The following is a 20,059-nucleotide window of genomic DNA, read 5'->3' on the forward strand; positions in this document are numbered from 1 at the left end:
ACCACAGTGTGGATCTGAACTGCGCCCAACACCTCGGTTCTGCCGTACATCGCAAGGCTGCGGCTGGAGCTACAGCAGAGGCGTCATTCAGTGCGATAGAACCGGACTTTTTGGCCGTTCCACGACGCTATTGGCAAAGGCACAATTCGCCGCCACGCTGGATACACCTACGCCCAATTCAGCAGATCTCGTACCTCTCGTATGCCACCTGAATGCAGCCGTTCGCAAGATAGAGATATCCATGGCCACGCGCAGATGGAACCCAAGAGACAAAATTGCCAAATTTGGCATGCGATTCAAGGGACATCAAACCCAGGATTGCGGAGAGCGAGCCGACCCCTTCTATTCGAAGAACTCCCGGCGTCCTTTGCCTGTCACCGCTTGAAGCGTAGTACGCCATCTCTATTTCGACCAAACGAGATGACAAGTCAATGCAGATGCGGTGAAGCAAGGCATCGTGCAGATCATCCCTCTCGAACATTTCATCATTCATACATTACCAATCCAAGATGAATTCGCGCGCTCACCGTCTCTTGGTTAGAGACATCAATCCTTGTGCGACTTCCGGCGACAGTGCGTCGCGCCACACGTGGGCCAAGACACCCAAAAAAGCCCTCTTCTCCGACATGTACGATTCAATAGCGTTCAGTGCAAATTGGCCATGCAAGCTCAACAGCGTTTCCACAGGGCCAGCCCCCAGATTTTCCAGCACCCAAGGGTCGGAGCTCAATTCAAATATCTCTACAACCACTCTCCATGCCTGTTCAGGATCCTCTATACACATCATATTGAGCTGAATGGCAGACCATTGGGAATCGCTTTGTAGAGCGGAATCATCAGTGGCGCCCTGCAAGGCAACCCAAGCACTTGCCAAAGCATGGCGGTTCAAAAATTCCATCAAAAACTACCTCGGTGCAGGCTGAGTCGGGACTGGCTTCGTTGCCCACTCCCAAGCGTCGGAAGGATAACCTTTGCAGTTCATCGCACCTGCCAGCTCAAGGTACCCGCGAAGATGCACCTGCCAAGATCGGAACTGTTGCTGCTGCCCGCCCATGACATCTTTCCGGTTGGCCGAGCAGTGAACAGGTCCATGCCATCCTGGCGCATATCCCCGATACCTTTTCTTCATGACTGCCAGGATGGTCCTGATCGTCGCATGGATTTTTTCACACATATCCTGCAAGGGGCAGTCATCATGAGTCTTTGCGCCATCTCTCGCCAGCGATGCCGGAGCTGCAACACCGGCTGCACCGAAGCCGGATGAGGACGTTCCAGCGCTTCCAGATGAACCAATTCCCGCGGCTGCGCAGCCCAGAACATTCTCGGGACGGGCGCACATCGAGAGCGTGCTCAGCCCTGACGGATCCAAATTGATGATTGGATTGGAGCCTGCGTATCGCAGTTTTCGGCGTGTGCAGGGAGACGCGCTGGCGATCGCTGCCAAGGTCATTGCAGTTTGGGAGGATTGGCTTCGCTCAGCCACGCATGGCGTGGCTCTACGCGGAGACGCGTGGGAGACGGGCCCGTGGCTCTTGCCTTACCGCGGTGCGATGTACCCGCCCGGGACGCCGTTGGGCGACAGCACCAGCTGCCATAGCTGCGCGTGCCGGCAGCGGAAACTGGCCATCGACGCGGCCAGGTAGAACCGCCACATGCGCTTGAAGCGCGCGTCGTAGCGGTTTGGGTCGAGGTCGCCCCAGGCCTGTTCGATGTTCAATCGCCACGCCTGCAGCGTGCGGTCGTAGTCCGGGCCGAAGCTGTGCCAATCCTCCAGCACGAACAGGCCTTCGTACGCGGTGGTGATCTGCACCGCAGAGGGCAGCATCGAGTTGGGGAAGATGTAGCGGCCGATCCACGGGTCGGTGCGGTGCCGGGAAATGTTGCCGCCGATCGAATGCAGCAGGAACAGGCCGTGCGGATGCAGGCAGCGCCGCGCCATCTCGAAATAGCCGCGGTAGTTCTTGTCGCCGACATGCTCGAACATGCCGACCGAGAAAATCGCGTCGAAGGTTTCTTCGACGTCGTGGTAATCCTGCAGGCGGATCTCGATGGGCAGGCCAGTGCACAACTGGCGTGCGTAGTCGGCCTGCTCCTGCGAGATGGTGATGCCCACGCCGGACACGCCATAACGCTCGGCGGCGAACTTCAGCGCCTCGCCCCAGCCGCAGCCGATATCCAGCACGTGCTGGCCCGGGCGCAGCCCGAGTTTGCGGCAGATCAGGTCGAGCTTGGCCTCCTGCGCCGCGTCCAGGTCCACCGCGTCGCGCCAGTAGCCACAGCTATAGACCAGGCGCTGGCCGAGCATGGCCTGGTAGAGGTCGTTGCCGAGGTCGTAGTGGCGCCGGCCGACCTCGAAACTGCCGCTGCCGGCCTGCAGGTTGAACAGACGCGCCTTGAGCGCGTCGGCCAGTTCGCGCCAACCGTGCACGCGCTCGTCGAGGTGGGCCAGCATCAGCTGGTGCAGGAAGCCGTCCAGCGAGGCGGCATCCCACTGGCCGTCCATGTAGCTTTCGCCCAGGCCGAGCGAGCCCTGGGCGATGACTCGCGCATAGAAACGCGGATCGTGTACGTGGATGTCGTGGGGCTGGTCACCGTCGACGGTGATGCCGGCCTCGTGCAGCAACAGCGTTACTCGTCGTTGCAGTCCCGCGTCCACACCGCCTCCGTCGATCAGCCCTGGGCGAACAACCCCGCGTAGGCCGTGCCGACATGCGGTGCCAGCACGCTGGCCGGGACATCCACGGTCTGCGTGCCATCCGAGTACGGCCCGACCTGGTACGGCGGGAACACGAAGCGTACCGCGCTGATCTTGCCGTCGGTACCGGTCAGCGGCTGGAACTGGCTGAAGTTGTCCGCGCTGGGCTCGGTGCCGTCGGCGATCATCCGGCTGGCACTGCGCAGCGATTCCTGCAGCTGGCCCGGGTCCATGTCCTCGCTGCTCAGGCGGGTAGCCACGCGCTCGCGCAGCTGGTCGGCGATGTAATCGCTGACCGCCTTCCAGCCCTTTGCGTCGGCCACCAGTTTGTCGGCGGTGAGCATCTGCTGCTGCTCGGGCAACCACACGAAACGGGCCACCAGCGGCTCGCCGTGGGCGCCGCCGGTATACCGGCTGCCATCGGCGCTGACCACCACCAACTGCGGGGTTTCCAGCACCTTCTCGAAGCTCAGCGACAACTCGTACGGCATGCTCGGCTTGTCGTTGCCCAGGCCGTCGACGGCCTGCTGCAGTTCGCCGCGGGCGGCGCTGGCATAGTCGGCCAGGGCCTTGGCCAACCCCGGGTAGCGCGCGAGGTCGGTCGGATAGCTGATTCCGACCACGGCCTGCGGCGTGTTCTCGATGACATCGCGCAGCTCCACCGGCGCCGCCGGGGTGGCCGCGGTGTCGATGTCGGCCGGCTGCGCCGCGCTGGTAGCGGCGGCAGGTGCGGCGGTGGTGTCGCCTTCGTCGCGCTTGCACCCTGCCAGCAGCACCACGCCCACGGCCAAAGCCAGGGCGCTGGCGCGCAGCGCGCGACGGTTTACTACGCTGTTCATTGCAATCCCCTTGTTGAAACCGGTCATCATGATCGTTCGTCCCTGAAGCATCGCCGGCCGCATTCATCCGGCCAGCAAATCATCGTATTCCGTGTGCCGCTGCATGAACGCCTCGGCGTACGCACAGGCCGGCACCACTTTGTATTTGTGTTCGCGCGCATAGCGCAGGGCCACCTTGGTCAACTCCCCGGCGATGCCCCGCCCGCCGATGGGCTCGGGTACCTCGGTATGGGTGATGACCATCCGCTTCCGCTTGATCTGGTAATCCAGCAGCGCCAGGTGCCCCTGGATGCGGGCCTGGAACCGGTGGTTGGCCAGATCGTGCTCCACCTCGTACGCCAATCCGGGCGGGGTGACCGAAGCCATGGGCGATGTCTCCTGCGGCGACTGACGCGATAGTGCGCAGCATGGCGCCATGATCGCGTGAAGCCTGAACAGGGGCAAGCAGCGACGCTGCGCGTCACATCCGGCCCTAAAGCTACGGCGATTCAAGCCGATATCGGTAACGGACAGGGCGTGAAAGCTGGCACGAGTTTTGCGACACCTGCCTGCCCGAATCTGCTTTACAAGGAGGTCCACATGGACAACGCAACCGCCTCCCCGGCCCCGGCCGACGCCGACAGCTCGTTGCTTGAAGGCCTGTTCCAGCTGGCCGTCAACGGCCAGACCCAAGGCTGGGAGTTCGACCAGATCGACAGCGAAGTGTATGCCCGCCTGCTGAGCGCCTACGGCGCGGAAGGCAAGAAAGCGGCGTAACGCGTCGTTTCGCAGTGGCACGACCGCCGGTCGTGCCCTGCCCCGGGGGCGGCCGAGGGGCCGTCCGGACTGCGTCGCGGCCAGCGGTCGTGGCCTGCCGTGGGTTGCCGGTGGCCCCGGTCCCGGTGGGTGGCGACCGTTGGTCGGCACCCGATGGCCCCGCTCACCCCAGCGGACGGAAGCTCGGGTTGCTCAGCTCGCGCAGGAAGTGATCGAAGATCGCCGGGCGCATCGCCAACATGAAGATCACCCCGAACGCGGCCCCGGCCAGGTGCGCGCTGTGGTTGATGCGGTCGCCACCGCGCTTGTCCATCCAGATGCTGTAGCCGACGTAGAACGCGGCATACACGATCGCCGGCGCCGGGATGAAGAACACGAAGATCACGCTCCACGGACTGAGCAGGATGAAGGCGAACAGCACCGCCGATACCGCCCCCGACGCACCCAGGCTGAGGTAGTTGGGATTCTTCTGGTTCTTCAGGTAGCTGGGCAGGATCGACATCACCAGCGCGCCGAGATAGAACGCCGGATAGGTGAAGTAACTGCCGGTCAGGGCCAGCATCAGCGATTCGATCTGGCCGCCGAAGAAGAACAGCGTGATCATGTTGAACGCCAGGTGCGGCAGGTCGGCGTGGATGAACCCGTAGGTCACCAACCGGTCGTACTGGCGATGGCGGTCGATCGCCGGCGGCCACAGGATCAGGCGGTCGCCGAGGGCGCGGTTCTTGAACGCCATCCACGACACGATGACGGTGATGGCGATCAGCAGCAGGTTGACGGGGGTCATGTCAGGGCTCAGGCCGTACGGTAGTTGTCGACCATACGATAGCGCCTGGCATACCAACCGAAGGCCAACGCCGCCACGAAGGCGAACCCGGCGAAGAAGAACATCAGGAACGCCGCCTCACTCAGGCCGGTACTGGCGATCTTGTGGGTCACCGTGTCGTTGCGCACCGCCGCGTTGGACAGCAGCACCCACAGGTTGCCGATGGTGGTGGTCAGGTTCCAGAAGCTCATCACCACGCCCTTCATGGCCTGCGGGGCCTGGCTGTAGGCAAACTCCAGGCCGGTGGCCGAGACCAGCACCTCGCCGAAGGTCAGCAGCGCGTAGGGCAGCATCTGCCAGAAGATGGACATGACGTTGCCGCCGTCCATCATCACCTGGATGCCACCGACCACGATCCAGGCCAGGCCGCTGAAGGCGATACCGGCGGTCATCCGGCGCAGCGCGGTGGGCTCGAAACCGAAGCGGCGCAGCGCCGGGTACAGCACCAGGTTGTTGAACGGGATGAGCAGCATCACCAGCAGCGGGTTGAGCGCCTGCATCTGCGAGGCGGTGAACCAGCTCGGCATGGCCATCTGCTGGCCCTGCAGCACCCAGGTGGAGGCTTTCTGGTCGAACAGCGAGAAGAACGGCGTGGTCAGGGCGAAGATCACCAGCACGCGCAGCACCGAGCGCACGCCCTCGACCGCCTCGGCCGGGTGCACGGCGCGGGCGCGATCCAGCTGGATCCAGGTGCCACCGCCGATACCGGCCAACAGCAGCACCAGCGCGATGCACAGGCAGATCACGATGCCGAGGCTGCCGACCAGGCCCATCGAGGCCACCGCCAGCACCGCACCAAGGATGGCCAGGGTACGGCCAGGGCGGCCCTTGCCCGGCACCTGCGCCGACAGTGCGGTGCGCACCACATTGCCGAACGAATGCGGGTCCTTCGGCGGCAGCGGCACCAGCACGTAACGCTTGCGGCCCAGCCAGAACACGAAGGTGGCCACGAACATCAGGATGCCGGGGATGCCGAACGCCCACTGCGGGCCCAGGTTCTTCAGGGCCAGCGGGATCAGCAGGGAGGCGAACAACGAGCCGAAGTTGATGATCCAGTAGAACGCGTCGAACACGACCTTGGCCAGGTGCTTGTTGCTCTGGTCGAACTGGTCACCCATGAACGAAGCCACCAGCGGCTTGATGCCACCGGCACCGAGCGCGATCAGGCCCAGGCCCAGGAAAAAGCCCTGGCGGCTGTCTTCGAACACGGCCAGGCAGGCGTGGCCGGCGCAGTAGATCAGGCTGAACCAGAGGATGGTGTGGTACTTGCCGAAGAACTTATCGGCCAGCCAGCCACCGAGCAGCGGGAAGAAATACACGCCGATCATGAAGCTGTGCATGATGTCCTTGGCCTCGCCGGCACGGCCTTCGGCGGTGATCTCCTGCAGCAGCAGCGAGGTGATCAGGAACTGCACCAGGATGTTGCGCATCCCATAGAAACTGAACCGCTCGCAGGCCTCGTTGCCAATGATGTACGGAATCTGGCGCGGCATCTTTCCCTTGCCTGCGCTGGCGGCTGCGATCGTGCTCATCCTATGGGGCTGTCCTGCAAATACGAAAGGGTGCGAGCTTACCGGAAGGGGGCCCACCGGCGCACGCTGCGGCCCTACGTGACAGCACTCGCCGAACATGGCAGGCGATCGCAACAGATCGCAACGGAAGTCACGAAGCGTCGACGGCCAAAGCGTAAACTTATCGTTATGCGCATGATTCCCCCTGCTGTTACAGGACGTTGCCCCGGCTGGCTGCTGCTGTTGCTGCTGGCCACCACGGTCGCACAGGCCCATGCGCGTCAGGACGAGGCCGGCGAGCGGCTGCTCACGGTGGCCACCCTGGAGCTGCCCACCCTGGACGAAGGCCAGTGGGAGCAGCGCCGCGATCAGGTGCTGCAGATGCTGGAAGCCCTGCAGCCGGACGTGATCGCGGTGCAGCGGGTACTGCAGGCGCAGGGGCGCAACCCGGCGTGCTGGCTGGCCACCCGGCTGCGCTACAGCTGCGACTTCGTCACCGCCGATCCGCCCAGCCAGCCCCTGCGGCGTGGCAGTGCCATGCTGACCCGGCTGCCGGTCAGCGAGGACGGCGTTACCCTGCTGCATCCGCCGGGCCAGTACAGCGCGGCGGGGATGCTGCGGGTGAAGCTGAAGGAAGAACTGGTCAACATCTACGTGGCGCGGCTGCGCCCGGACCCGGACGAGCCGCAGGTGCGCCGCCACCAGGCGAGCGACCTGATGACCTGGATCGGTGCCACCGCCGAAGGCCTGCCCTCGCTGATCGCCGGCGACTTCTCCGCCGACACCGCCGAACTGGTCAGCAGCGCGCCGGGGTTCCAGCCGGCCCGGCGCAATCCCGGCGAGCGGGTGGATCCGCCGTCGGTGGCCGGCAGCGCACGCGGGCATGGCCTGGACGTGCTCTTCCAGGTCAAGCATTTCGACGGGCTCGGCCAGCAGGCACTCAAGCTGCCGCCGCCAGACACCGGCGGCACCGAGGCCGGCCCGCTGCGCCTGGGCGTCATGGCCACGCTGCGGCTGCAGTCGCCCGCGCCGGTCAGCGCGCCCTGACCTGCGGGGCGCGCGTCGGACCACGCTGGCACACACGACGACGGAAACGACGACGGCCAGGCATTGCTGCCTGGCCGTCGGCTTACCTACCCGGCAGGATCGCTCAGGCGATGGCCGCCTGGTAACGACGCTCGACTTCGTTCCAGTCGACCACGTTGAAGAACGCGCCGATGTATTCCGGGCGACGGTTCTGGTACTTCAGGTAATAGGCGTGTTCCCACACGTCCAGCGCCAGGATCGGGGTATTGCCGTCCATCAGCGGGCTGTCCTGGTTGGCGCTGCTTTCCACCACGATCTTCTTGTCCGGGGTCACGCTCAGCCAGGCCCAGCCGCTGCCGAAGCGAGTCAGCGCAGCCTTGGTGAAGGCTTCCTTGAACTTCTCCACGCCGCCCAGCTGCGATTCGATCGCCTTGCCGACATCGCCGACCGGCGCGCCGCCGCCGTTGGGCGACATGACCGTCCAGAACAGGCTGTGGTTGGCGTGGCCGCCACCGTTGTTGCGCACCGGGCCCTGCAGGTTCTCCGGCAGCGACTTGGTCTTCTTCACCAGCTCTTCGATCGGCAGGTCGGCGTATTCGGTGCCTTCCAGCGCAGCGTTGACGTTGTTGATGTAGGTCTGGTGGTGCTTGGTGTGATGGATTTCCATCGTGGCCGCGTCGATATGCGGCTCAAGGGCGTCGTAGGCGTAGGACAGCTTGGGGAGGGTGTAGGCCATGTGGTTCTCCTGGTAGCTCACTCACCCGGCGAAGACCGGGCGTTGCGCTGACGATGATGGGGATGGCCGGCAAGCTTACCAAGGGCCATGTAAAGGAAACTTGGTCCTGCGCATGCAGCTGTGCAGGCGATGTGATGCAGCGGTGACGGCGACGCTGCCGCGCATCCGCCGCTGTTGCGCTGCGCCTCATCGTCGCGAACGTGGTTGACGCTACAGTAGTGGCCTGTCCCCTGCCCGTCCCTGCCCATGCGCAAGCCCCTGCTGTTGCTGGTCGCCATCGTGCTGCTGATCGGCGGCCTGGCCGCGATCAAATTTTCGCAGCGCCCGCCTCCGCCCCAGTTCGCCCCGTCGCTGACCGGCGCCACGCCACCGGCCGCTACGGTTCCGGACGACGGCCCCGCGCCTGCGCGGCAGGCCCTGCCGGCGTTCCTGCCGGCCGAGGCCCGGCGCACCATCGCGCTGATCCAGCAGGGCGGCCCGTTCCCGCACCGCCAGGACGGCAGCGTCTTCGGCAACCGCGAGCAGCGCCTGCCGCCGCGCCCGCGCGGCTACTACCACGAGTACACCGTCGACACCCCGGGTGCCGGCAACCGCGGTGCGCGTCGCATCGTCACCGGTGGCACTCCGCCCACCGGCTGGTTCTACACCGACGACCACTACGAAACCTTCCGCAGTTTTGACGTACCACCGGCCGGGAGCTGGAAATGAACCATGATGGATTCGAGTTGGGCCTGCACGACATCAACAATGCCGGCGTGTATGCGATCGGCAATGGCGACGTCGGTCCGTTGTCGGCGGCGATGCGCGATGCCGGCCTGCGCGTGGTGCAGATCGACCTGGACGGCTGCCAGGACAAGCGCACCCTGCTGATGCGGCTGGCAGCGCGCCTGGATTTCCCGACCGGCTTCGGGGGCAACTGGGATGCACTCACCGACAACCTGCGCGACCTGGCCTGGTTGCCGGCCAACGGCTATGCGCTGTTCTTCAACGATGCCGATGCGCTGCGCGCGCATGCCGGCGCCGACTTCGACACGTTGCTGGATGTGCTCGACGACGCCAGCGGCTACTGGAGCGAGAGCAACGTGCCGTTCTGGGCGTTCGTCGCCCTGCAGGATGCAGACACGGAAGCGGGCGCCGAGCCCTAACGCCACGCCATGCGTGGCTGCTTCAGCGGCTGCCGTTGTCTTCCTGCAGTTCTTTCTTGAACGGGATGTCCGGCGGCGGCCGCGCGACGGCCGGCTGATCCTGCATGTTCGGGTCGCTCAGGCCGCAGCCGCCACCGAACTGCAGGATCGAGACCACGCAGGAAATGGACGAGCTGGTGCCCGGGATCGGGATTTCCACCGCCTTGATGCCCTTGCGGACCCACTCGGCCAGCAACGATTCGTTGGGCGCCCAGTACTTGTCGAACGACGTCGGCGTGTAGTCGTAGGGCGGACGCTTGAGCCAGGTCCCCGATTGCGCGATGCGCTCCTTGGTCCAGCCATCCTTGTCACCGCCCGGCGCGCCGCGTTCGGTGTCGCCCTTGCCGTCCTGGCCGGGCACGCGCACGCTGCCGTCGGCATTGAACAGGCTGCCGCCGCTCTTGCCGGTGGCACTGACCGCGCGCCCGTTGAGGTCGGCATCCTGCGGATGGTTGGCCGCGCCCCAGTCGTCGCCACGCGTGGGCGTGGCCCAATCGCCGGGGTTCACCGCCGGACGGGCGGCGGGCGCCGCGGCGCGGGCCGTACTGGGTGACGGCGCCCGGCTGGCAGCGGGCGCGGTCGCCGTTGCGGTCGCCGCGCTGGCCGCGGACGCCACCGGCGCCGGACGATCGGCCGGCGTGGGCACGCTGCGCTCGCGGACGGCCACCTGCGGTGTGCGGGGGGCCACGCTGACCTCGCGCTGCGGCACGCTGGCCATCGCTACCGACGGCGCGGTCACCGGCTGGATCTCACGCTCGCGCACCTGCAGGTCGCGCTGCGGCACCGTCACCTCGACGCGCGGCCCGGGCACCGTCACCTGGGTAGCCGGCGCCTCGACCACGCTCACTTCGCGCTCGCGCACCGCCAGCTGCGGCGTGCGCAGCTGCGGGTCCAGCGGGCGCGGCGTCGGTGTGCTGGGACGCGGTGTCGGCGCATCGACCACGGTGACCTGGCGCTCGATGACCTGCACGTCCTGCACCTGGCGCGGCACCACCCGCACCTCGGTGCGCGGCACGCTGGTCGGGGGCACCACGAAATCGGTGGTGGCCTCGGCCACTTCGGTGGCCTGCACCGGCTGCTCCACCGGCGGGGTCGCCGGCGCCGGCTGCGGCTCGCTTGGCGGTGCGGCCTCGGCACGGGGCTGCGGCGCGGTGGCCACGGCGGTGGGACGCTCGGCGGTGGGGGTGGGCGGACGGGGCGGTGCGCTGGCCGCGGTCGGGGCAGCGGCGGCGGCCGGCGCGGGCTCGCCACCGCCGTCCTCCTGCGGGGTGCCGCGGCCGACCAGCTCGACCTGCATGCGCCCACTTTCCCCACCCTGCTCCGGCTCGGTTGGCGGACGGATCAGCGCCACCCACAACAGCAAGGCGGCAAACACCACGTGCAGCAGCAGGCTGAGGGCCGCCGAGCTCCAGCGCATCCAGCGCTGGTCACGCGGTGCCGGGTCCCATCCCTGCCACAGCAGGCGCCGCACCGACTGCAGGAACCCCAGCTGCGGCAGCCGGCCAGGCGACCCGGGCAACGGGCGATCGATCAGCGTGGCGATGACCTCGCTGGAGCGGAACGGACGCGGCAAGGGGGTCAACGCGCGCAGCCACAGGCCCCACCCGTAGGGGAGGCCCGTGGTTTTTTCGAGGATGCGCTTGTCCGGCTGGCGAGCCAGCAGCCAAGCGAGGATGTCGTCAGCCCGGCGCAGTGGCACGCAGCGCGATCAGGCGGTCGTGCCGCGCGGGATGTACGGCGCGTTGCCACTGTCGTGGTCGGTCGCGTCGCGTACCGCGGTGATGCCGGGAACACGCCCCATCAGGGTCTTCTCGATGCCCTGCTTGAGGGTTACATCGGCCATGCCGCAGCCCTGGCAGCCGCCGCCGAAGCGCAGCAGCACCACGCCGTCGGCCGAGACTTCCTGCACGGCAACCTTGCCGCCATGCGAGGCCAGCTGCGGGTTCACTTCGTTTTCCACGACCCAGCGCACGCGCTCGACCAGCGAAGACGCGTCACCGGGCGCTTCGCCCTTGATCTTGGGCGCCTTGATGGTCAGCTGCTGGCCGCCGGCGGCATTGCTGACGATGTCGATGTCGGCCCCGTCGAGCCAGCCGACGCTGGGCGCATCGACGTACAGGGTGAAGCCGTCGCAGTCCACCGCCCACTCGTCACCGAGCAGTTCGGCGGGCTCGGCGAACTCCAGGCGGGCATCGGCGCGCGGGGTGCCCGCATCGACGGCGCTGAGACGCACGCCCATGCCGGGCACGCCCTCACGCTCGATCAGCTTGCGGAAATAGGTCTGGGCAGTGTCGGATATCTGGATCATCGGGCTATTCTAGCCAATCACATGTTATGCGCTCATTCGGTTTATACACTGGCCGGCGCATCGTTCAGGCATCTTGCAAGAAGAAAGGGAGTGGAGGATTTCATGGCCGACCGGATTCCGCTGGCACAGGCCCGTTGCGTACCGCGCAAGGGCAGCGACCACAAGCTCGGCGAGGCCCGGGTAGCCGAGCTGCTGGCGCAGGTCCCGGGCTGGGAGCTGGCCGAGCACGGCCAGGCGCTCACCCGCACCTTCCGCTTCCAGGACTACCACCGGACCATGGCCTTCGTGAACGCCCTGGCCTGGGTGGCCCATCGCGAGGACCACCACCCCGACCTGGGCGTGCATTACGACCGTGCCGTGGTGCGCTTCTCCACCCACGACGTGGGCGGCCTGAGCGAAAACGACTTCATCTGTGCAGCCAAGGCTTCGGCCCTGACGGAGTGACCCCATGAAACTGCAGACCCTCGTATTGTCCAGCATCGCCCTCGCCGCCTTGAGCGGCTGCAACCAACCCGCCGCCCCCGAGGCGCCGGTGGCCGCGCCCACCGACGTGGCCGCGGTGAAGACTCCGCCGCCGCAGTACCCGATCGAACTGGCCTGCCAGGGCATCGGCGGCACCAGCACGTTCAAGGTGGTGATCGCCGCCACCGGCAAGCCCAGCCAGGTGGCGCAGGTGAGCGGCAGCGGCAATGCCCAGCTCGACGAGCAGGCCCGCAAGGCGGTGGAAGGCTGGGAGTTCAAGGCCGCTACCCGCAATGGTCAGACCGTGTCCACCACCATCCAGGTGCCGGTGAGCTTCAATCCGCCGCAGCCCAAGCCGGACGAGTGCTTCGCGGTCGAAGAGCGGCTCCGCCGCGGCGGTTGATGCCCCTGTATTGAGGTCAGCCGCAGCCAGCCTCGCCTTCGCGCGCCCCACCCGGGGCGCGTTGCACTTCTACAAGGACGCTGTGGCACATGCTCGACATATCCGCTGAACACGTCTGGGTCGCCCTCGGCGTGACCCTGGCCGCCGGCCTGGCCACGGGCCTGGGCAGCCTGATGGTGCTGTTCTCGCGCCGCCCCAATCCTCGCCTGCTGGCGTTCGGCCTGGCCTTCGCCGGCGGCGCGATGGTGTTCGTCTCGCTGACCGAGATCCTCAACAAGGCGATCGATTCGTTCACCCAGGCCTACGACGCCCGGCTGGGGTTCGCCTACGGCACGGCCGCGTTCCTGGTCGGGGTACTGCTGATCGTGGTGATCGACCACCTGGTGCCCAACCCGCACGAGAGCCTGGACAAGCAGGACCCGCTGTTCCGCGACAACAACAAGGCCTACATCAAGCGGGTCGGCATGCTGACCGCGATCGCGATCACCGCGCACAACTTCCCCGAGGGCCTGGCCACCTTCTTCGCCACCCTGGAAAGCCCGGCGGTGGGCATGCCGCTGGCCTTCGCGATCGCCATCCACAACATCCCCGAGGGCATCGCGATCGCGGTGCCGGTGTATTTCGCCACGCAGAACAAAGGGTACGCATTCGGGGCCAGCCTGCTATCCGGCCTGGCCGAGCCGATCGGCGCGGCGATCGGCTATTTCGCCCTGTCGGGCATGCTCAACCACGCCACCTTCGGCTGGGTGTTCGGCCTGATCTCCGGGGTGATGGTGTTCCTGGCCCTGGACGAACTGCTGCCGGCGGCCAAGCGTTACGCCAAGGGCCACGAGACCGTGTACGGGCTGGTGGCGGGGATGGGCAGCCTGGCGATCAGCCTGGTGCTGTTCAAATGGTGAGCCGGAACCGGCGCTGGCGCCGGCCGGCAGGACCGGGCGCGGTTACTTCAGGCGGTTGAGGACCTCGACCAGTTCATCGGCCAGCGGCGCGTTGAGCAGGTACGGGGTGCGACCGTCATCCAGGGCGAACTCCAGCGTGGCCGCATGCAGGAACAGGCGCTTGAGCCCGATCTGCTCGCGCAGCCGCTTGTTGACGTCCGGATCGCCGTACTTGTCATCAGCGGCCACCGGATGGCCCAGGTGCTGGGCATGCACGCGGATCTGGTGGGTGCGCCCGGTTTCGATACGCACCTCGCAGTAGGAATGGCCGCCCTTGCGCTCCAGCACGCTGAAGTGGCTGATCGACGCCTTGCCGATCGGGTTGACCTGGACATGGCGCTCGCCCCCCTGGCGCAGCCCCACGTGCAGCGGGGCATCCACGGTCATGGTGCCGTCGGGCATCCGCCCGACCAGCAGGGTCAGGTAGCGCTTGCGGATGCCGGCGCCGTGGTCTTCACGCAGCAGCGCCTGCAGCTCACTCAAGGCCGAGCGCTTCTTGGCCACGATCAACAGGCCGGAGGTATCGCGGTCCAGGCGGTGCACCAACTCCAGGGTCTTGCCCGGGCGCAGCGCACGCAGGGTCTCGATGGCGCCGAAGCTGATCCCGCTGCCCCCGTGGCTGGCCACGCCCGATGGCTTGTTCAGCGCCAGCAGCCGATCGTCCTCGAACACGATGGCATCTTCCAGACGCTTCATGAACGCGGCGGGCGGGCCGGCCTTGTCTCCTTCCTCAGTGAGACGAACCGGCGGCACCCGCACCTCGTCGCCCGGCTCGAGCTTGCGCTCGGCCTTGGCGCGGCCGCCGTTGACCCGCACCTGGCCGCTGCGCACCAGCTTGTAGATCAGGCTGCGCGGTGCACCCTTGAGCTGGCCGAGCAGGAAGTTGTCCAGGCGTTGCCCGGCGCGATCGGCCGGGACAGTGATGATACGTACGCTGGTCATGGCTTCAGCGGCTTTGGGGGTGGGCTCGGTAACGGTCATTGGCCTTTTATTCTGTTACACTCGGCGGGCGAGATAAGGGATTGATTTCGTTGGAAGTTGCTCTGGGCCAGAAGCCCGACTTCCCGCGATTCCGGCACAGTGCGCAGCCACCGCCCCCGGGGCGGCCATGTTAGCGGCTCACCGGCGGTCCCGGCCATCGCCGGATGCCTGACAAGCGTCTGTGCTGAAAAAACATGTCCCTGTGGCGCTCCAGCCTGTCTGACAGCTGCCTCCGGCCCGTTACACCCAAACCAAAACAAAATGAAGCGCTCCCGCGGCCTGCCGTGGTGTCGTAGCGCTGGAAACCCAAGCCGCCCTCCCCGCGCCTGCGCGATGGGCGTCGAAGCGTGACCAGAAGCGAAACCCCATGGCGTTCCGCGCGGTAGCAGCGCGCGAGGAACGCAAGAATGAAGCGAATGCTGATCAATGCCACGCAGGCTGAAGAGCTGCGGGTAGCCATCGTGGATGGCCAGACGCTGTACGACATCGACATCGAACAGCCGTCCAAGGAACAGAAGAAGTCGAACATCTACAAGGGCCGCATCACGCGCCTTGAGCCGTCGCTGGAAGCGGCCTTCGTCGAGTACGGGGCCGACCGCCACGGCTTCCTGCCGCTGAAGGAAATCTCCCGCGATTACTTCCAGGCTGGCGTCGACCCGAACAAGGCCGGCATCCGCGAGCTGTTGCGCGAGGGCCAGGAAGTGGTGGTCCAGGTGGACAAGGAAGAGCGTGGCAACAAGGGCGCCGCCCTGACCACGTTCATCTCCCTGGCTGGCCGCTACATGGTGCTGATGCCGAACTCGCCCACCGCCGGTGGCGTGTCGCGTCGCATCGAGGGCGAAGACCGCGCCGCGCTGAAGGAAGCGCTGGACAAGCTGAACATCCCCGACGACATGGGCGTGATCATCCGCACCGCCGGCGTCGGCCGCGATGCCGAAGAACTGCAGTGGGACCTGGATTACCTGCTGCAGGTGTGGAAGTCGATCGCCGAAGCGGCGCTGACCAAGCCGGCCGCGTTCCTGATCTACCAGGAGTCGCGCCTGATCGTGCGTGCCCTGCGTGACTACCTGCGCTCGGATGTCGGCGAGATCCTGGTCGATACCCAGGAGCTGTACGACACCGCCCGCGAGTTCATGCAGCAGGTGATGCCGCAGACCCTGCGCAAGCTCAAGCACTACACCGACGACATCCCGCTGTTCAACCGCTTCCAGATCGAATCGCAGATCGAAGGCGCGTATGAGCGCAACGTGCGCCTGCCGTCGGGCGGCTCGATCGTGGTCGACCAGACCGAAGCGCTGACCGCCATCGACGTCAACTCCTCGCGCGCCACCAAGGGCAGCGACATCGAGGACACCGCCTTCCAGACCAACCTGGAAGCGGCCGAAGAAGTGGCCCGCCAGCTGCGCCTGCGCGACTTGGGCGGCCTGGTGGTCATCGATTTCATCGACATGGCCTCCAACAAGCACCAGCGTGAAGTCGAGAACCGCCTGCAGAACGCGCTCAAGTACGACCGTGCGCGCGTGCAGTTGGGCCGCATCTCGCGCTTCGGCCTGATGGAAATGAGCCGCCAGCGCCTGCGTCCGAGCCTGGGCGAATCCAGCCAGATCGTGTGCCCGCGTTGCGACGGCCATGGCCGCATGCGCAGCGTGGAGTCGCTGTCGCTGTCGATCATCCGCGTGGCCGAAGAGCATGCGATGAAGGAGAACACCGGGCAGGTGCTGGTCCAGGCCCCGGTCGAGATCGCCAACTACCTGCTCAACGAGAAGCGCAGCGCGCTGCGCGAGATCGAACAGCGCCATGACGCGCCGATCGTGATCGTCGCCGACGAGCAGCTGCACACCCCGCACTACGAAGTGACCCGCCTGCGCGAGAACGAGCTGGGCGAAGAAAGCGGCAAGCCGAGCTACCAGCGCGGCACGCCGCGCAAGCTGCCGGTGCACGCCCTGACCAAGGCCCAGCTGAACATCCCGGTCGCCCCGGTGGTGACCCAGGTCAAGCACAGCCAGCCCGCTCCGGTGCGCGACGTTCCGGAACCCGAAGCCGCACCGGCGCCGGTCGCGCCTGTCGTGGTGGCCGCCCCGGCCGCCACTGGCGTGGTCGGCTGGCTCAAGCGCATCTTCGGTGGCGAACCGGCCCCGGCCGCCGCACCGCAGCCGAGCGCCCGCCCGGCCCAGGATGGCAACCGCAACAACCGCAACAAGGATCGCAACAAGGACCGCAACGGTCGTCGTGACGAGCGCGGTGAGCGCGGCGGCAACGGCCAGAGCCAAGGCCAGGGCCAGGGTCGTGGCAACAAGGACCGCGGTGAGCGTGGCGAACGTGGCGGCAAGAACGAGCGCCGCGACGAGCGTCGCCAGGACGTGGCCGCACCGGTGGCCGGCAACGCCGCCCAGGTGCAGGCACCGGGCCAGGGCAAGCCACGCGGTGAGCAGCAGCCCAAGCCGCCGCGCAATGAGCAGCAGCAGCCGAAGTTGAAGCAGAAGCAGAATCCGCCGCAGGGCAAGCCGCAGCAGGCAGACGGCGACAAGCCGGCCGCCAGCGAGAAGCCGGCCCGCCAACCGCAGGCCGACGCGCCCAAGCCGGTCAACACCGCACCGGTCACCGACGCGGCCGTGGTCGCCGCTGCTGCCGTCGGCGTTGCCGAGGCAGTGGCGCCGAAGGCACCGACGCTGGACAACGACGCAGCGACTGCCGCGGTCGCTGGCGATGAGGCAGTGCTGGCCGCCGATACCGGCGAGCAGACCGATGCCCCGGGCAACGGCGACGACGCCAATGGCGAAGGCGGCTCGCGTCGCCGTCGCGGCCGTCGCGGTGGCCGTCGTCGTCGTCGCGGCAACGGTGACGCCGCTGCCGGCGGCGATGGGCTGAGCGATGACAACGGTCTGGACGATGAGTCCGACGAGCAGGACGGCGAGCAGGACGGTGGCAATGCCGTCCAGGCCGAGCGTGCCGTGGCCAACAACGGCCAGCCGCAGCCGGAGTTTGAATTCGACGATGAAACCGGCTCCGCGCCGGCTGCCGCACCGGTCCAGGCCCCGCGCCCGGCCCCGGTGGCTGCCGTCGCCGCCGCCGCGCCGCTGGCAGTGGTCAGCAGCCCGGTGGTGACCGCCGGTCACGCCGAGGCCAGCCCGGCCGCGGAAGCCGCCACGCCGTCCTACACCGACCGCGTGCCGTTCGTGGAATCGCCGACGCCGGCGCCGGCCGTGGTCGCGACGCCGAAGGCCGTCGAAGCCGCCCCGGTCGTGCAATCGCCGAAGGCTGTCGAAGCCGCCCCGGTGGTGGAAACCCCGAAGGCTGTCGAAGCCGCCCCGGTGGTTGAAACCCCGAAGGCTGTCGAAGCCGCTCCGGTGGTGGAAGCCCCGAAGGCTGTCGAAGCCGCCCCGGTCGTGGAAACCCCGAAGGCTGCCGAAGCTGCCCCGGTCGTGGAAACCCCGAAGGCTGCCGAAGCTGCCCCGGTCGTGGAAACCCCGAAGGCTGTCGAAGCCGCTCCGGTGGTGGAAGCCCCGAAGGCCGTCGAAGCTGCCCCGGTCGTGGAAACCCCGAAGGCTGTCGACGCCGCCCCGGTGGTCGACGCGGCACCGGTGGCCACCGATGCAGGCCAGCAGGCCCGTCCGGTCCAGTCGAGCATGCTCGATGCGGTCGACCCGATCCCGGCCGCGCCGGAGAAGGTGGCACCGGCAGCGCCGGTGGCACGCGTCGAAGCCGCTCCGGCTGCCCCGGTGGTGCACAGCGGCCAGCTGTTCGGCAGCGCCGCCAGCGACGCCCCGGCCAGCACCGATGCCGCCGCCCACGCGGCGCAGGCCGAGGCGCGCGAGGACATCCCCACCGATGTCGCGCAGACCGATGAAGACGCCAAGCAGGATCAGGACAAGAACGACAAGGCCTGATCCGCCACGCGTCACGTAGTACCAGACAGCGGCCTTCGGGCCGCTGTCTGCATGTGGGGCATGGCGTGGCTGTGGCATGCTCGGCGCATGGATCGACACGCCCGCCTCATGCCGTGCATCGCGATGCTGGCGGTGCTGTCGGCCTGCCAGCCCGCCCCTGCGCCACTCAGTGACGCGGCCATCCGGGTGCGCGATGCCGCGCCGGAGGATCTCTTCGTGGGTCGGCTCGCGGGTGTGGACGTTGAACTGCTGGTGCAGGACTGCAAGGTGTTCCGGGTCACGCGCGGCGCCGAACAGGCCGTCACCCTCACCGAGGTGCTGGCACCGCCGCCCTACCCGTTTTTCAGCAGTTGCGATCGACAGTCAATGCGCCACGAAGACGGCACGGTGATCGCGGTGCTGGGGCGCATGGCGGTGGGTGCGGGAGGCTGCTGCGCCACGGGCGGCACCTGGCGCACCCGCGATGGCGTGACCTGGGAGAAGATCAGCGAGCACGCGATTCCGTAACGGGGCCGGTCGCGCGCTTCCGGCGCAGGTTCGCCGCGCATAGCGTGGCGCTGGCGCTGGCGCTGCCGCAGGAGCGGCTCAGGGCGTGGTGGCAGCCGGGCTGCCCGGGCTGGGCGCGAACTGCAGGCGCGTCCATACGCCGTAGTGGTCCGAGGCCCAGCGGCCGTCGGCGTAGGGCTGGTCGAACAGGATTTTGGCCTCGCGTGCGAGCAGCCGGTCCTGCTGGAAGAAGATGTGGTCGATGCGCGACGGCGCGTCGTAGTAGTGCCGGTTGAGCGTACTGACCTGGGCCAGTTCGTTGTTGACGTGCACGCTGCCGAAACTGTCACCGTACTGGTTGCGCAGCGCGCTCAGGTCACCGGCATCGACCAGCGCGTTGAAGTCGCCGGCGATCACCACCGGCGCGGTGCCGGCGGTGCTGGCGATGAACGCCAGCAGGTCGGCCACCTGCTCGCCTCGGATGCGGCTGCCGCTGTCGTCCGAGCGTTCGTTGAGGTGGGTGGCATACACGTTGACCGGCTGGCCGTCGACGTCGATGCGCAGGTGCGCCACGGTGCGGTAGTCGCCGCGCGGGGCCAGCAGGTGCTCGTTGCGCGCCAGCACCGGGCGCCGGGTCAGCAGGGCGTTGCCGTAACGCTTGAAGCGGCCCGGCGGATCGGTGGAGACGAACTGGTAGTCGTAGCCCAGCTTGCGCGCCAGCCACGCGGCCTGGTTGCGCACATGGGGCTTCTGGATCACTTCCTGCAGCGCGATCGCATCCGGGCGCAGCGCCAGCAGTTCGCGCAGGATCACCTTGCGCCGTGCCGGCCAGTCCTCGCGGTCGTGGTGCAGGTTGAAGGTGACCATGCTCATGCCCGGGGCGGCGCTGGCCACGGCCGACGGCGGCGCAGGCGTGACCGCCGCAGCGGCCTGCCCGGCCGCGTGCGCCGCGCCTGCCAGCAGCGAAGCCAGCAGCACGCCATGGACAAAGGCACGACGCAGGCGTGCAGGCGGGGACGCG

21 protein-coding genes are annotated in these 20,059 nt (G+C 67.3%); 9 read left to right on the forward strand and 12 right to left on the reverse strand.

Features of this window, described 5'->3' with window-relative positions; all coding sequences use genetic code 11:
- Positions 1-178 precede the first annotated feature (178 nt).
- From AC1DGC_RS01390 to AC1DGC_RS01410, 5 genes are all read right to left on the reverse strand, one after another.
- The gene (locus AC1DGC_RS01390; RefSeq protein ID WP_259203332.1) at positions 179-493 is read right to left on the reverse strand and encodes a hypothetical protein; all 315 of its coding nucleotides are present in this window, start codon (positions 491-493) and stop codon (positions 179-181) included.
- Positions 494-523: 30 nt separating this feature from the next.
- Positions 524-898 (reverse strand): DUF6869 domain-containing protein, encoded by a 375-nt coding sequence (locus AC1DGC_RS01395; protein ID WP_478047067.1) that lies wholly within the window; start codon positions 896-898, stop codon positions 524-526.
- A gap of 639 nt (positions 899-1,537) precedes the next feature.
- A complete protein-coding gene (gene cfa, locus AC1DGC_RS01400; protein WP_478047068.1) occupies positions 1,538-2,656 on the reverse strand; it encodes a cyclopropane fatty acyl phospholipid synthase in 1,119 nt (372 codons plus the stop codon).
- Positions 2,657-2,670: 14 nt separating this feature from the next.
- Positions 2,671-3,534, reverse strand: coding sequence for a DUF3298 and DUF4163 domain-containing protein (locus AC1DGC_RS01405; protein ID WP_449335731.1), 864 nt, complete (start codon positions 3,532-3,534; stop codon positions 2,671-2,673).
- A gap of 63 nt (positions 3,535-3,597) precedes the next feature.
- Positions 3,598-3,900, reverse strand: a complete 303-nt coding sequence (locus AC1DGC_RS01410) for a GNAT family N-acetyltransferase (RefSeq protein WP_259203336.1) — start codon at positions 3,898-3,900, stop codon at positions 3,598-3,600.
- Positions 3,901-4,113: 213 nt separating this feature from the next.
- On the opposite strand from AC1DGC_RS01410, the gene AC1DGC_RS01415 reads away from it, so the two are divergent.
- Positions 4,114-4,290, forward strand: coding sequence for a hypothetical protein (locus AC1DGC_RS01415; protein WP_259203337.1), 177 nt, complete (start codon positions 4,114-4,116; stop codon positions 4,288-4,290).
- A gap of 163 nt (positions 4,291-4,453) precedes the next feature.
- Here the strand turns inward: AC1DGC_RS01415 and AC1DGC_RS01420 are convergent, their stop codons facing one another.
- Both AC1DGC_RS01420 and AC1DGC_RS01425 read right to left on the reverse strand, forming a co-directional pair.
- Positions 4,454-5,077: a rhomboid family intramembrane serine protease gene (locus tag AC1DGC_RS01420; protein WP_478047069.1), complete on the reverse strand. Its 624-nt coding sequence runs from the start codon at positions 5,075-5,077 to the stop codon at positions 4,454-4,456.
- An 8-nt stretch (positions 5,078-5,085) separates the two neighbouring features.
- Positions 5,086-6,648, reverse strand: coding sequence for a POT-type proton-dependent oligopeptide transporter (locus tag AC1DGC_RS01425; protein WP_259203341.1), 1,563 nt, complete (start codon positions 6,646-6,648; stop codon positions 5,086-5,088).
- 174 nt (positions 6,649-6,822) lie between these two features.
- Here AC1DGC_RS01425 and AC1DGC_RS01430 point away from each other — a divergent pair, with 174 nt between their 5' ends.
- Positions 6,823-7,674: an endonuclease/exonuclease/phosphatase family protein gene (locus AC1DGC_RS01430; RefSeq protein WP_394162569.1), complete on the forward strand. Its 852-nt coding sequence runs from the start codon at positions 6,823-6,825 to the stop codon at positions 7,672-7,674.
- Between the two features lie 103 nt (positions 7,675-7,777).
- Here the strand turns inward: AC1DGC_RS01430 and AC1DGC_RS01435 are convergent, their stop codons facing one another.
- Positions 7,778-8,389 carry a superoxide dismutase gene (locus AC1DGC_RS01435; protein ID WP_259203346.1) on the reverse strand — a complete coding sequence of 204 codons (612 nt, stop codon included), beginning with the start codon at positions 8,387-8,389 and terminating at the stop codon, positions 7,778-7,780.
- Positions 8,390-8,635: 246 nt separating this feature from the next.
- Between AC1DGC_RS01435 and AC1DGC_RS01440 the strand changes: the two genes are divergently transcribed.
- On the forward strand, positions 8,636-9,097 hold the full coding sequence (locus AC1DGC_RS01440; RefSeq protein WP_478047070.1) for a guanyl-specific ribonuclease: 462 nt from the start codon (positions 8,636-8,638) through the stop codon (positions 9,095-9,097).
- Positions 9,094-9,534, forward strand: a complete 441-nt coding sequence (locus AC1DGC_RS01445; RefSeq protein WP_394162565.1) for a barstar family protein — start codon at positions 9,094-9,096, stop codon at positions 9,532-9,534. Before AC1DGC_RS01440 ends, AC1DGC_RS01445 begins: the two co-directional genes overlap by 4 nt.
- Positions 9,535-9,556: 22 nt before the next feature.
- Here AC1DGC_RS01445 and AC1DGC_RS01450 read toward each other — a convergent pair whose 3' ends face one another.
- Entirely contained in the window at positions 9,557-11,272 is a 1,716-nt protein-coding gene (locus tag AC1DGC_RS01450) for a hypothetical protein (RefSeq protein ID WP_478047071.1), read from the reverse strand.
- Positions 11,273-11,281: 9 nt separating this feature from the next.
- On the reverse strand, positions 11,282-11,881 hold the full coding sequence (locus AC1DGC_RS01455) for an NfuA family Fe-S biogenesis protein (RefSeq protein ID WP_478047072.1): 600 nt from the start codon (positions 11,879-11,881) through the stop codon (positions 11,282-11,284).
- Between the two features lie 102 nt (positions 11,882-11,983).
- Between AC1DGC_RS01455 and AC1DGC_RS01460 the strand changes: the two genes are divergently transcribed.
- The 3 genes from AC1DGC_RS01460 (at position 11,984) to zupT (ending at position 13,645) form a co-directional block, all read left to right on the forward strand.
- Positions 11,984-12,325 carry a 4a-hydroxytetrahydrobiopterin dehydratase gene (locus AC1DGC_RS01460; protein ID WP_259203355.1) on the forward strand — a complete coding sequence of 114 codons (342 nt, stop codon included), beginning with the start codon at positions 11,984-11,986 and terminating at the stop codon, positions 12,323-12,325.
- Positions 12,326-12,329: 4 nt separating this feature from the next.
- Complete coding sequence (locus AC1DGC_RS01465) at positions 12,330-12,746, forward strand: energy transducer TonB (RefSeq protein WP_259203356.1); 417 nt, start codon at positions 12,330-12,332, stop codon at positions 12,744-12,746.
- Positions 12,747-12,835: 89 nt separating this feature from the next.
- Positions 12,836-13,645 (forward strand): zinc transporter ZupT, encoded by an 810-nt coding sequence (gene zupT, locus AC1DGC_RS01470; protein ID WP_259203357.1) that lies wholly within the window; start codon positions 12,836-12,838, stop codon positions 13,643-13,645.
- Between the two features lie 42 nt (positions 13,646-13,687).
- Here zupT and AC1DGC_RS01475 read toward each other — a convergent pair whose 3' ends face one another.
- Complete coding sequence (locus tag AC1DGC_RS01475; protein WP_478047073.1) at positions 13,688-14,665, reverse strand: RluA family pseudouridine synthase; 978 nt, start codon at positions 14,663-14,665, stop codon at positions 13,688-13,690.
- A gap of 407 nt (positions 14,666-15,072) precedes the next feature.
- On the opposite strand from AC1DGC_RS01475, the gene AC1DGC_RS01480 reads away from it, so the two are divergent.
- Both AC1DGC_RS01480 and AC1DGC_RS01485 read left to right on the forward strand, forming a co-directional pair.
- The gene (locus tag AC1DGC_RS01480; RefSeq protein WP_478047074.1) at positions 15,073-18,552 is read left to right on the forward strand and encodes an Rne/Rng family ribonuclease; all 3,480 of its coding nucleotides are present in this window, start codon (positions 15,073-15,075) and stop codon (positions 18,550-18,552) included.
- A 60-nt stretch (positions 18,553-18,612) separates the two neighbouring features.
- Positions 18,613-19,059 carry a hypothetical protein gene (locus tag AC1DGC_RS01485; RefSeq protein ID WP_449335898.1) on the forward strand — a complete coding sequence of 149 codons (447 nt, stop codon included), beginning with the start codon at positions 18,613-18,615 and terminating at the stop codon, positions 19,057-19,059.
- 78 nt (positions 19,060-19,137) lie between these two features.
- On the opposite strand, the gene AC1DGC_RS01490 is transcribed toward AC1DGC_RS01485, so the two are convergent.
- On the reverse strand, positions 19,138-20,013 hold the full coding sequence (locus tag AC1DGC_RS01490) for an endonuclease/exonuclease/phosphatase family protein (RefSeq protein ID WP_394162696.1): 876 nt from the start codon (positions 20,011-20,013) through the stop codon (positions 19,138-19,140).
- Positions 20,014-20,059 lie beyond the last annotated feature (46 nt).

It is taken from the genome of Stenotrophomonas sp. 05N37, assembly GCF_056397365.1.